This is a genomic window from Candidatus Berkelbacteria bacterium, from assembly GCA_016432625.1.
Taxonomy (GTDB): domain Bacteria; phylum Patescibacteriota; class UBA1384; order 2-12-FULL-50-11; family 2-12-FULL-50-11.
This window is the reverse complement of the sequence record CP066697.1, coordinates 597,558-610,415: the sequence shown is the minus strand read 5'-3', so window position 1 is coordinate 610,415 and position 12,858 is coordinate 597,558. Positions and strand designations below refer to the sequence as shown.

Annotated in this window: 12 protein-coding genes; all 12 read left to right on the top strand. The window is 49.6% G+C overall.

Features of this window, described 5'->3' with window-relative positions; all coding sequences use genetic code 11:
• The first annotated feature begins 1 nt into the window (after position 1).
• Positions 2–1,366, top strand: coding sequence for a replicative DNA helicase (dnaB, locus tag HY845_03380; GenBank protein ID QQG51575.1), 1,365 nt, complete (start codon positions 2–4; stop codon positions 1,364–1,366).
• Entirely contained in the window at positions 1,366–3,243 is a 1,878-nt protein-coding gene (locus HY845_03375) for a UvrD-helicase domain-containing protein (protein ID QQG51574.1), read from the top strand. The genes dnaB and HY845_03375 overlap by 1 nt, the downstream gene beginning before the upstream one ends.
• 96 nt (positions 3,244–3,339) lie before the next feature.
• Positions 3,340–3,819 carry a hypothetical protein gene (locus tag HY845_03370; GenBank protein ID QQG51573.1) on the top strand — a complete coding sequence of 160 codons (480 nt, stop codon included), beginning with the start codon at positions 3,340–3,342 and terminating at the stop codon, positions 3,817–3,819.
• A gap of 46 nt (positions 3,820–3,865) precedes the next feature.
• A complete protein-coding gene (locus HY845_03365; GenBank protein QQG51572.1) occupies positions 3,866–4,825 on the top strand; it encodes a G5 domain-containing protein in 960 nt (319 codons plus the stop codon).
• A gap of 41 nt (positions 4,826–4,866) precedes the next feature.
• On the top strand, positions 4,867–5,667 hold the full coding sequence (gene rsmA / locus HY845_03360) for a ribosomal RNA small subunit methyltransferase A (protein QQG51571.1): 801 nt from the start codon (positions 4,867–4,869) through the stop codon (positions 5,665–5,667).
• A gap of 1 nt (position 5,668) precedes the next feature.
• Complete coding sequence (gene rsmI, locus HY845_03355) at positions 5,669–6,316, top strand: 16S rRNA (cytidine(1402)-2'-O)-methyltransferase (GenBank protein ID QQG51570.1); 648 nt, start codon at positions 5,669–5,671, stop codon at positions 6,314–6,316.
• Positions 6,317–6,468: 152 nt separating this feature from the next.
• Positions 6,469–7,842 carry a methionine--tRNA ligase gene (locus HY845_03350; protein ID QQG51569.1) on the top strand — a complete coding sequence of 458 codons (1,374 nt, stop codon included), beginning with the start codon at positions 6,469–6,471 and terminating at the stop codon, positions 7,840–7,842.
• A 37-nt stretch (positions 7,843–7,879) separates the two neighbouring features.
• Positions 7,880–8,725, top strand: coding sequence for a DMT family transporter (locus HY845_03345; GenBank protein QQG51568.1), 846 nt, complete (start codon positions 7,880–7,882; stop codon positions 8,723–8,725).
• Positions 8,726–9,502: a TatD family hydrolase gene (locus HY845_03340; protein QQG51567.1), complete on the top strand. Its 777-nt coding sequence runs from the start codon at positions 8,726–8,728 to the stop codon at positions 9,500–9,502. It begins immediately after the preceding gene.
• Positions 9,499–10,473 carry a CvpA family protein gene (locus HY845_03335; GenBank protein ID QQG51566.1) on the top strand — a complete coding sequence of 325 codons (975 nt, stop codon included), beginning with the start codon at positions 9,499–9,501 and terminating at the stop codon, positions 10,471–10,473. Before HY845_03340 ends, HY845_03335 begins: the two co-directional genes overlap by 4 nt.
• Positions 10,474–10,565: 92 nt before the next feature.
• Positions 10,566–11,693: a tRNA 2-thiouridine(34) synthase MnmA gene (gene mnmA / locus HY845_03330; protein QQG51565.1), complete on the top strand. Its 1,128-nt coding sequence runs from the start codon at positions 10,566–10,568 to the stop codon at positions 11,691–11,693.
• Positions 11,653–12,804: a S41 family peptidase gene (locus HY845_03325; protein ID QQG51564.1), complete on the top strand. Its 1,152-nt coding sequence runs from the start codon at positions 11,653–11,655 to the stop codon at positions 12,802–12,804. Before mnmA ends, HY845_03325 begins: the two co-directional genes overlap by 41 nt.
• The last annotated feature ends 54 nt before the right edge of the window (positions 12,805–12,858 follow it).

Here is a 12,858-nt window from a genome sequence, read left to right as displayed (position 1 = left end):
TATGGCTATCGGTAAATTACCGCCACAGAATATTGAGGCTGAGGCCGCCGTCTTGGGCGCAATTTTGGTTAACAAAGATGCCATGGACAAAGTGGCCGACGTTTTAATTGCCGAAGATTTCTATCGACAAGACCATCAAAAAATCTTTCGAGCCATCCTGCGACTGTTCGAAAAGCGTTCGCCAATCGACCTAGTAACGTTAACTAACGAGCTTGAAGCCTTGAAGGAATTGGATACAGTCGGCGGCGCTGCCTATATAGCAGAGTTAGTTAATACAGTGCCGACCGCCGTGCACGTCCTACATTACGCTGAGATTGTTAGGCATAAGGCCACGCTCCGCCGTATTCTCAATGCTGGCCAGAAGATCGCTGAGCTTGGTTACGATGAGGAAGCCGAAGTGCAGGTAATTCTCGACGAAGCAGAATCAGCGCTATTCGGCGTTTCTAGGCAGCTCTTGAAGGACAATTTCCAGGTTATTAGCGATATATTGGCGGGTAGTTTTGACCGCATTGACCGGCTGCACCGCGAAAAAGGTTTGCTACGCGGTGTGCCAACTGGGTTTAAAGATCTCGATAATAAACTCTCAGGTTTGCAGCCGTCCGATCTTATTATTCTTGCTGCCCGTCCAAGTATGGGTAAAACAACTTTTGCTTTAAATATCGCCCTGAACGCTGCCGTCAAAGCTCAAGTCCCGGTTGGTTTTTTCTCCTTGGAACAAAGTAAGGAGCAGATTGTTGATCGTCTGATTTGCGCACAAGCCATGGTGGACAACTGGAAATTACGGACTGGCAATCTGAGCGAAGACGACTTTCCGGCCATCGGTATGGCAATGGGAACGCTGGCTGAGGCGCCGATTTATATTGACGACTCACCAACTCTGACGGCGATTGAAATTCGCACCAAAGCTCGCCGCTTGCGCGCCGAGCAGCAGTTGGGCCTAATTGTCATCGACTATTTACAGCTGCTGGAATCATCCCGTCGGGAAAATCGCGATTCTAATCGTGTTCAGGAAGTATCGGAGATCTCGCGCTCACTAAAGGCCTTAGCCAGGGAGCTCGACGTGCCGGTGATAGCGCTTTCTCAGCTCTCGCGCGCCGTCGAGGGTCGGGAAAAGAAAGTCCCGCAGCTCTCAGATCTACGCGAGTCCGGTTCGATCGAGCAAGATGCTGATGTGGTGATGTTCCTTTACCGCGAGGATTATTACGACAGAGAAACTGAGCGCAAAGGCGTTACCGATCTGCTGATCCGTAAACACCGAAACGGTCCGATCGGTGAAGTTGAGCTGCATTTCAAGGCCGAGCAAGCCAGATTCTACGACGTTGAGCGCCGCGCTAAAACCAATACCCCAGCGAGTCGACCCGATTAATGCCCGGCTCCCCAGTTTCTGAGGCTGTTCTTGGAGGTCTAAACCTGGCTCAAAAAGAGGCGGTCCTTGCGACTGACGGTCCGGTATTAATTCTTGCCGGCGCAGGTTCGGGAAAGACCAAGTGCCTGACGCACCGGCTGGCATACATCGTTGCCGAAGGCAAAGCCGAGACTAATGAGATTTTAGCTATCACGTTTACGAATAAGGCGGCGCAGGAGCTCGCGGGCAGGATTGTCAATATTTTAGGATTGTCGTTACAAGATTTCCAGCGCAACCCCAACTTATTCACTCGTCGTTATTTACCGTGGGTTGGCACCTTTCACTCAATTTGTGTCCGCATTTTACGAGCAGAGCACGAGCAGCTGGGCTTACCAAAATCGTTTACGATTTTCGACTCCGATGATTCATTGACGCTAACGCGAGGTATCATCCGCAATCTTGGCTACGATCCGAAGCAAATTAGCCCTAACGCGGTGCGGTCGGTAATCTCTGGAGCTAAGAACGAGCTGCTTAGTCCTGAGGACTACTCGAAATACGTTCAAGGATATTTTCAACAAGTTGCGCTTGAGGTTTATCGAAAGTACCAGCGTCGACTAGTTGAGCTCTCGGCGCTCGATTTCGACGACCTTATTATGGCAACTGTCAAACTACTCGAGCAGTTCCCTGAAGTAAGGGCTAAATATCACCAACAATTCAAATACGTCATGGTCGATGAGTATCAAGACACAAACCACGCCCAGTACCGGCTGACCGCCCTGCTAACCAACCCAAAATCGCAGAACCTTTGCGTTGTTGGTGATGACTACCAGTCTATTTACGGCTGGCGGGGGGCTAATTTCCAAAACATCCTTAACTTCAACCGGGATTTCCCAGCTTCCAAGGTCTATAAACTTGAGCAGAACTATCGTTCGACCAAAAATATCATCCTTGGCGCCGCGCAGGTCGTAGAGCGGATCAAAAGGCGGAGCGAAAAGAAGCTTTGGACTGACAATGAAGAAGGCCCACCGATCTCGGTTTATGAAGCGAGTAACGCCTATGCCGAAGCGGAGTTTGTGGCGACAGAGATACGGGGCCTAAAAGGCTACGGCCATAACTGGAACGACTTTGCTGTACTTTATCGCACTAACGCTCAGTCTCGTATCCTAGAAGAAATATTTTTAAGCCAGGGCGTACCGTATCGACTAGTGGGCGCGTTGCGCTTCTATGAACGTAAAGAAGTGAAGGATCTGCTCTCGTACTTAAGGTATCTTGCCAATCCCGGCGATACACACTCGTTTGAGAGAGCGATAAACACCCCGCCGCGTGGTATCGGCCCAAAAACCCTGGAGAAAGGTGGGGAGAAAGTTGATAAGTTCAAAGACGATATGGAGCAGATCCGTACTCAGGCAGCGAGCTTGACGCCAGTAGAGATTCTTGAAAAAGTTTTGGCCTTTAGCCGTTACAAATCTTTTGTCGATGACGGTACGCCTGAAGGCGAGGGCAGGGTCGAGAACGTCGAGGAACTAGTGAACCTTGCCAGTGAGTTTGAGAGTCTAGACGAATTTATGGAGCACGTCACGTTGATAAGCGACGTGGATAATTATGATGCTCGAGCCGATGCCGTGACGCTGATGAGTATGCACGCCTCTAAGGGATTAGAATTCACAGTAGTTTTCTTGGCAGGTTGCGAGGAAGGTCTTTTCCCACACATGCGCGCCCTAGAGGAGGAGGCGGAGATGGATGAGGAGCGGCGGCTTTGCTACGTAGCGATGACACGAGCTCGTAAGCGCCTCTATTTAACCCTTGCTCGCCAGAGGGTTATTCACGGCGGCCTGACAAATACTATCCCCAGCCGGTTCATCCGGGAAATTGATCAGAATCTCTTAGACATGATCTAGTCCCGAATTTCTTGGGGTTGTCCGAGGGAGGGCTACATTAGGCAACTCGCCGAAGCAGGAGACTCTACGGGTTCAAAGTGCTATTATTAGCCCGGTATGGACAAGGAAACGGCCGAATTTACCAACTTAAGACAAGAAATCTCAGAACGCGTCAAAGGGCTACACTCGCTCATCAACTCCGCGACCTGTCTTGCGGCAGCGTTTGTTATCGCCGGATTTTTCCTCTACGAATTCAGCTCAAGCTCAACGCTTATTTGGTTCCTGCTTATGCTGCCCATAATCTTTGCAAGCCTAACTTTTAATTACCAGGCCAACCAGATGACTATGGAGGCCGTTGCGTCATACTTGGCCTCAAAAGAGCCTGCCGGTGGGTGGGAAGGGTACTATGCTAAGTGGAAAAAACGGGTACAGCTGACGAGTTTCCTTAAAACCTTACCGCTGCTTTTACCTCAAGCGCTGCCGCTTGTCTTGTGGTGTATCGGCGCAACCCTAGAGCCAACGCAGCAAGTGATGGCTTGGGTGGACACAGTATTTTTGGCGCTCACTATCTTCAACTTCCGTTATAAACTGTTCTAGGTAACTAGCTTGACTTTTCGGGGCCGAGAGCTAGTGTAGGAACCACATGAAAAAAGTGGGCTTCCCACTAATCGCGACGGTTATTTTGCTTGCCCTTGGCGGACTTTTCTTCGGTGAACACCCACCGAAAGCTCAGAAAGTAGAAGCGGCTGACGACAATAATCATCCGGAAGAAATATTCTCTGCCAACAGCTCGGCACGAAATCTCGCTCAGGCATTCGCCCAGGCCGGAGTGGCTTACTATCCCGAGGATAAGGTTGTTGCCTTTCCCGACCCCGAGCTTGGGCTAGGGACGGTAATAACCGTCAACCGAGCGATGCCAGTATCGTTGCAGGACGGCAAACGACAAGATTTATTGCGAACTTGGCAAGATACAGTCGGCGCCTTGCTGAAAGAAAAAAATATCGAGCTAGGTTCTGACGATCTAATCGCCCCGAATCTTGAAACTAAGTTAAGTCCAAATACTAAAATCACTATTACCCGCGTTGCTATCACTAACGTCACCGAGAAAGATGCGATTGCGTTCAAGATTTTTAAGAAGGACGACGCAACGCTAAATAAAGGCACAACCAAAGTTTCTCGAGCCGGAGTGAAGGGTCAGAAAGCGCTTCACTATCAGGTGCGGCGCGAGGATGGGGTTGAGGTTTCCAGGGTTCTCACTTCCACTGAAATCGTTAAGCAGCCAGAGGATGAGCTACAGCTCGTCGGTACGAAACCAGTTATTACAGTTCGCTGTAAATATAACGACCTGGTTCTAGACGCCGCAATCAAAAACAAGGTTGACGCTAACGAGCTCTGTAACCGGATGATGGCGGAGAGTAACGGCAATCCTAGCTCAGTCGGCGCTGGCGGCAAATATTTAGGGCTGTATCAATACGACCCGAACTTCTGGAATTCCGTCTCGGCCAAGGCAGGTTACGGGGGCGCAAGTATCTGGGACGCTAAAAACCAAGTGTACGTCACGGCCTGGGCCTGGGCGCACGGTTACCGTGGTCGCTGGCCATAAGACTAAACTTTCAACCAATATTGGAGTAAAATTAGCGGCAAATGAGCCCAGCTAATATCTTACGTGAGCTAAAAAAGTTTCCGAACAAACTTCTAGGACAGAACTTCTTGGTTGATAACGCGGCTATTGTCGACATTCTCGACGCCGCGGAGCTTGGCGGCGACGACGTTGTGGTCGAAATTGGCCCAGGGTTGGGCAGCCTAACCTGGCCGCTCACCCAGGTAGTTAAACGAGTAATTGCGATTGAGGCTGACCATGAGTTCGCTCATTACCTGCGACTCAAAAAGGCTCGTAAACTGACGGTGGTAGCTGGCGACGCGCTAAAAATTGACTGGACAATCGACCTGGAAGGCGCGTATAAAATCGTCGCCAACATTCCGTATTCAATTACTTCGCCGTTGCTGCGAAAAATCTTTCTTCTCGAGAAAAAGCCCGAACTCGTGGTCTTATTGGTGCAAAAAGAGCTGGCGGAGCGTATTACTGCCCAGGAGGGAAAGTCCGACCGTGGATTTTTGACGATTTTAACCGAAGCATCTGCCAAGGCGACGATCGTCAGAAAGGTTCCGGCTGGTAGTTTCTACCCACGCCCAAGGGTAACTTCGTCAGTTATTAAGCTTGAGCCCTATGAGGAAAGCAAAATGGATCTAATTTTCTGGCCGGCAGTGGAGGCTGGTTTTCGTCATAAGCGCCAAACCCTGGCCAACGCCCTGAATAAAGACCTCAAAACTCCAAAACTAAAGGTTGCTAGTTTCCTTGAAGGTCAGGGCTTATCGCCGCTCGCTAGGGCGCAAGAGTTGTCCTTTGAGCACTGGCAGGCCTTAACTAAAAAGATTGGTAAATAAAATGCTATATATCGTTTCTTCACCAATTGGGAACTTGAAGGACATTACTTTCCGAGCCGTAGAAACGCTTCAAACTGTCGAGAAAATCTACTGCGAAGACACCAGGCGAACAAAAATCCTCTTGGAGCATTATCACATCGTCAAACCCCTTGAAAGTTACCACCACCACTCCGATTACAAAATTCCCTCGATAGTAAAAGAGCTTAAGGCGGGCAAGAATCTTGCTTATCTAAGCGACGCCGGAACACCAGGGATAGCAGACCCGGCGGGTAAATTAGTTGCGGCCGCCCGCCAAGCCGCCGTCGAGGTAGTACCTATCCCAGGCGCCTCATCAGTGACAGCCATCTTGTCAGTGGCGGGTATCTACGCGAACGCCTATCAGTTTTGGGGCTATGTTCCTACCAAGAAGGGCCGCGAGACTTTCATTAAAGAGTTGCTTGTTGCCAAGCTCCCAGTGGTCTTTTTCGAGACGGCGCCGCGTTTGCAGAAGTTTTTTACTCAGGTTAAGGAATTGGGTGGCGGTTCGCAGTGGTTTTTAGTCGGTAGGGAACTGACCAAGCAATTCGAAGAGATAGCCAGCGGGACACCGGAAGAACTATCAACCCATTTCGCTACCCCTAAAGGCGAGTTTGTCATCGTTAAACTGTGAGTTAGTTGACTCTGCGCATTGCCTAGGCGTAGCTTTAAGCTAACAACATCTTTTGTCTGGCCCTGCGCTACGGGGCCAAAACGGTCCGGGGCCGCCCTAACTGCTCTTCAGGGCGGCCTCTTAACGCCCTACCCTTCAGGTATAATACAGTCGTGAAAAAGCCAACCTATATAACAACCTCAATCGCTTACATAAATGCGTCGCCGCATATCGGTTTCCTGTTCGAGCTCTTAAGCGCTGACGTGATTGCTCGTTACGCTAAACTCAAAGGCGAGGAAGTTTTTTTCGTTACTGGGACTGACGAGCATGGCAATAAGGTCGCCGCCGCCGCTCGCGATAAGAAACAAGAGCCGCAGCAATACGCTGACGATGTTTCAGAAGAATTCGCCAAACTTAAAAGGCAATTCAACCTAGATTTTGACTACTTCGTTCGTACCACAAATCCAAAACACCAAGCATTTGTGACCGAGAAATGGCTGCAATTGCAAAAAGCCGGAGTACTGGAAAAACGAACCTACAAAGGGCTCTATTGCACTGGTTGCGAGGCTTTCAAGACAGCCGCAGACGTCAATAATGGTAAGTGCGCCATTCACGAGACAGCACTTGAAGAGGTGGAAGAGGAGAACTGGTTCTTAATTCTTAGCGATGAAATAAAGCAACGAATCAAAAACTGGATTGAGGCCAGTGTTTTCCCCGGGACGAGACGAAGCGAAGTGCTCAACGTACTAAGTTCCGGCGCCTACGACGCCGTTAGTGTCTCAAGGCCGAAAGCAAAAAATCCTTGGGGAATTGAAGTTCCAGGCGAACCTGAACAGGTTATGTACGTCTGGGTTGACGCCCTCTTTAACTATATTTCGGCGCTGCATATCAATGGTAAAGACAAGCTTTGGCCGGCGGACTTCCAGCTTGTCGGCAAAGATATTCTGAAGTTTCATGCCATCATCTGGCCGGCCCTGCTAATTGTGACGGGCTATGAGCTCCCAAAAAAGTTGTTAGTCCATGGGTTTATTAATGTCGACGGCAAAAAGATGTCCAAATCACTTGGAAACGTCGTTTTACCTTCACAGCTACTTGAGCGTTACGGGGTGGACGGAACGCGGTATTTACTACTGCGTCAACTAAACTTCTATGACGATTCCAATTTTGTCTGGAGCGAGTTCGACGCGATCTACAACGGCGAGCTTGCTAATGGGTTGGGCAACTTGGTAGCGCGAGTTGTCGGCTTAGCGCGCAATTTTGGCTTAAAAACAGATTCGCAAGCCACGCGTCTTGATCAGACTGGTGACTTAGATTTCAGAGAGGAACTCGAGCGAGTTAACGGTCTTATTAAAGAAACTGATCGGCTTATCACGGATAATAAGCTTTGGGTCGATCTGAAAGGCAAGCGACATCTACTTGAAGTGGCGATCCATAATTTATTAATTATTACCCGCACTCTTGAGCCATTCGTTCCGGCTACTTGTGACAAGATAAGGATACAGCTTCAAGAACTTGAAGTGAAACCACTTTTCCCGCGCCTGAATTGACGTTGCAAAAGCCCTTAGCAGACCGCACTATGTAAGTATGTTTGCAGCACTAGTTTCGGCGCTTGCTGCGTCTGTATCCCTAATTATTGACAAGATCACACTTTCCCGTGAGCGAATGGCGCTTCGGGTCTATCTGCCGCTAGTTTTCGTGTTCCTTTTTGCGTTCACGCTTTTACTCGTTCCGACACTTGGCCGCGTTGAGTGGGCAATCGCCCTGCTACCGAACTCGCTCTTTCTTTTATTTATGATGATCGTCTTGGGCATCTCCTGGAACGTTCTCTTCTACCAGAGCGTGCAAAAAGAACGAATTTACGAGCACGAGATGATTACGATGCTAGCGCCGCTGGTGACCATTATCTTAGCGGCCGTATTCTTCCCTGAGGAACGGGACATGCGAATCTTTATGCTCGCCTTGGTGGCAAGCGTGGCGTTGTTTTTTGCTCGTAGCGAGAAAGCTCACTTTTTATTAGATCAGCAAGGCTATAATTTATTTCTCGGAGTGATACTTATGTCTGCCGAAAGTATTATCTTTCGCGAGCTTCTTTACTCTTACTCCCCTGTGGCGCTCTACGCTGTCAGAACCTTAATCCTAGCCGTTTTCTTCTGGCTCTATTACGCCCCTCGCTATAAACAGGTTACTAATAAACACTGGTGGTTTATCGCATCCAGCGCTTTATTCGGTGCAGTATCGATGCTCACCCGGCTTTACGCTTTCAGTACTATTGGGGTCATCCACGCAACCCTGATCGCCATTATTTCACCGTTGGTAGTTTTCTTCGGCTCTTGGGAGATTCTCCATGAACGGATTCGTGTTAGGGTGGTGATTGCCTCGCTTGTTATTCTTGGCGCCGTAAGTTGGGCAACGGTTCTAGCGTTTAACTAAATGAGAGTAATTGACACTCACGCCCATCTCGATTTTCCGGATTTTGATCCGGACCGGGATGGCCTCATCGAAGAGCTTGCCGCTCAAGAGATTGCGGTGATCAACCCGGCAACCGACAGAGATTCGATCGCAAAAATCGATAAACTGAGCCGCGATAACCCTATGGTCTGGGGAGCGCTAGGGCTGCACCCTACTGAAATTACTGAAGAGCTACTCCCGCAGCTGCCTGGACTTATTGATGGGTGGCGAGAGCTATTTAACCTTAACGATAAGCTGGTTGCTGTTGGGGAGATAGGGCTTGATTACTATCACGGCGCCAAGAGTGCTTCGACTCAGAAAACAGCGCTACGAACCATGCTGACTTTCGCGCTGGAGCAAAAGCTGCCAGTAATCTTTCACTGCCGCGACGCTTATGGCGATCTGAAGACAATTATTGACGACTACCCAGGGTTAACCGCGGTGATCCACTGTTTCAGCGGGACGCTCGAGCAAGCGCAGGCGTTTCTGGATCAGGGCCTGTCACTGTCACTGACGGCGATTATCACTTACCCAGGTAACGATGAATTACGACAAACGGTGTCAAAAATTCCGCTAGAAAAATTAATGCTCGAGACTGACGCGCCATTTCTTAGCCCGCAGGAGAGCCGTGGCAAACGGAATGATCCGAGGAACGTGGTTACTGTCGCGGAAACGCTCTCCGCAGTCCGTTCAGTCAGTCTGGAAAGCGTTCTTGAACAGACAACGAAGAACGCGCAACAATTATTTAATATAGGATGAACTGGGTAGACTTAGTTATTCTTGGTGTTTTTGTCTTCTACACAGTCGAAGGGTTACGGCGCGGCTTCATCGAACAGACGCTAGAGCTACTCGGCTTTTTTATCACCATCTTCTTTGCGTTTATAAGCTATAAGCCGTTTGCTGTCTGGCTAACGAATAACACTGGTATCGAAGGGTTTGGTGCCCAGCCGATCGCCTTCCTACTACTCTGGGTCATATATCAGGTTGTCTACTCATTCATTCTGCAGGTTCTTTACCCGCTTATTCCAGAGAAATACCGCGCCACAGCTCCGAATCGCCTGGCCGGTACCGTCCCAGCGCTATTCAAAGCGTTTATTTTCATCTCGGTCTTACTAACGCTTGTCGTCGCCTTGCCGGTGCCGGCGAAATTAAAATCCGCCATTGACACCTCGGCGATTGGCAGTCGTTTTGTCTCGCAATCCGGCAATATCCAGCAATATCTGAGCAAAATAACCGGTCGCGATATTAAAAATACTCTGACATTCCTGACAGTACCGCCACAAACCGAGGAGATCATCCAGCCGGATGAACGGGTGACATTAAAATTCACCTACTCAGAGGGCACAGTTGATAAACAAGCCGAACAGGAGATGTTCGTGCTGGTTAATAAGGAGAGAGCTAAAGTCGGCCTGAAGCAGCTAGTGTGGAGTGAAAAGGTGGCCGAGACCGCTCGTAAACACGCCAGCGACATGTTAGAGAAGGGGTACTTCTCTCACGAAAACCTTGAAGGAATGTCGCCATTTGACCGCATGGAACGGGATAGCATTGTCTTCAAGACAGCCGGCGAGAACTTGGCCTACGCGGCGACAGTTGATCTGGCACATAACGGGTTGATGCGTTCACCGGGTCATCGTGCGAACATCCTCGAAGTAGATTTTGGCACCATCGGCATCGGCATAATTGATGCCGGCATTTACGGCAAAATGTTCACCCAGAACTTCACTGACTAGCGAATCGACTTTCGGGTCTTGGTAGCGTAAAATATGGGCGTTATGCAATCTGAGATCCTTGCCGATATGTTTATGCAGGCAATTCTTTTGAGATGAAGGCGAAAGCGCAGCGTGTCGTAGTGCTAATGTCCGGCGGCGTTGATTCTTCCGTCGCCGCCGCACTGCTCAAGGAGCAGGGGTTCGACGTGGTCGGTGTCTATATTTTGGGTTGGACTGGAACGCCAGAGTACCCATGCACTTGGCAAGAAGAAGAGGCCGACGCCAAGGCCGTTGCCAAGCAACTGGATATCAACTTTCTAACGATTAATCTCACTAAAGAGTACGAACACGAAGTTATTGAGCGGTTTTTCGCTGGTTACCAACAAGGGGTAACACCGAATCCGGACGTCCTATGTAATCGTGAAATAAAGTTCAAGGCCTTGTGGCGCGCCGTAAGGCAACTAGAGCCAGATTATCTCGCCACTGGGCACTACGCTAAGAAAGTTTCAGCTGAGTTAATTGGCATTCCCAAGGATAAGGCCAAGGATCAGACTTACTTTCTCTGGGGTATTGAACGTTCAATTTTGCCGTCATTACTCTTTCCGCTAGGCGACAAGACTAAGGCAGAGGTTCGCGAGCTCGCTAAAAGTCTCAAGTTGCCCACGGCGGCGAAAAAAGATAGCCAGGGAATTTGTTTTATTGGGCCGCTTAAGGTCCGTGAATTCTTGAAGAGCCGAATTAAAGCCAGTCCAGGCGTAGCGGTTCTAGCGGACGGCCGAGTTATTGGTGAACATCAGGGAGTGAGATTATATACGATCGGTCAGCGTCTTGGCAGCGGTTCTGTTAAATGGACCGGGGATGTCCCACCACTTTTTGTTGTCGCAAAAGATAAGGTCTCAAACCGTCTTGTCGTTGGACCAGATCAGCGAACGTACTCCGATGAGCTCGTCGCGGCAGGGCTGAATTTACTCGTGCCCAGTGATCTGCCGAAACGTTGTCAGGCTAGAGTCAGATATCGCCAGGAAGCGGTCGAGGTTACCGTCAGTGCAGAAAAAGGCGAGCAGCTCCGCGTCAAATTCAAGGAACCAGTCCGAGCACTGACTCCTGGCCAGTCCATCGTCTTTTACGATAAGGATAAATTACTTGGCGGCGCTATTGTTGAGGCTGTTCCCGCGAACGATTTGCTGGTAGAACAACTATATGGGGAAGACGATCGTCCCGCCGCGTCGGGTACTCTCTAAGGTTTTCTTATTATTCGGTGTTGCGCTGGTGTTCTTTGCTGGCTTTTTGGCAGGTGGCGCTTATGAACTAAACCGCCAACAGCTTAACCTCAGCGAATTCTGGCAGGTTTACTCGGTAGTTGATAAGGAGTTTGTCGGTCAGATTGATAAGAAAAAAGCGGTTGACGGAGTGACTCGTGGGTTTATCGACAGCCTCGGCGATCCCTTCAGTAGCTTCTTAAGCTCGGAGGAAAGGAATACTTTATCAGAAGAACTAAGCGGTGAGTTTGAAGGTATAGGAGCTAGATTAGAAACGAAAAACGACGCGATTACAGTCGTCGCTCCGCTCTCCGGATCGCCAGCCGAGAAAGCTGGCATGAAGCCGAATGACATCATCTTGACGATTGACGGCGAATCAACGGAGAAGATGACGCTTGATCAAGCAGTTAGTAAGATTCGTGGTAAAGCTGGCACCGAGGTAACGCTTTCCATTTTTCGCCAGGGCAAAGATGTTCCACTGGAGTTGAAGGTGAACCGCGAAGCGATAAGTATCCCCAGCGTTACCTGGAAAATGATGGGCACGGTTGCGTATATGGAGATAGCCCAATTTGGCGACGACACTATCGAACTAGCACAAAAGGGCTTCGCGGAGCTGAACGCCAAGAATCCAACGGCCTTCATTATGGACTTGCGTAATAACCCGGGCGGTTATCTTGACGACGTCGCACCAATTGCTGGAGCGTTCTTGCCGCCTTCAGTAATCACGACTCAAAAATTTAAATTCAAAAAGTCCGAGGATGTTCGCTCGACACAAGTGCCAACCTTCCCTAACACTAAACTTTTGGTCTTAGTTAACGAGGGCTCAGCTTCAGCAGCTGAGATCCTGGCCGGTGCCCTGCAAGACTACGGCCGAGCGCAAATAATTGGTCAGAAAACCTTCGGCAAAGGCTCAGTCCAAGATATTATCCCGCTTGGCAAAGGAAACTCCCTACGTCTCACTGTCGCGGAATGGCTGACGCCGAAGGGTCGATCCGTCAATAAAGAGGGCATCAAGCCAGACGTCTTGGTTGAAGGTGAAGTTACGGCGACATCAGATCCGGCTCTCGACAAGGCGCTTGAGCTTGCTCGCTGACGTCTTACGACAAGTACTAACTTTCGGCATAATGGGAGGGTGATGTTTAGCAGG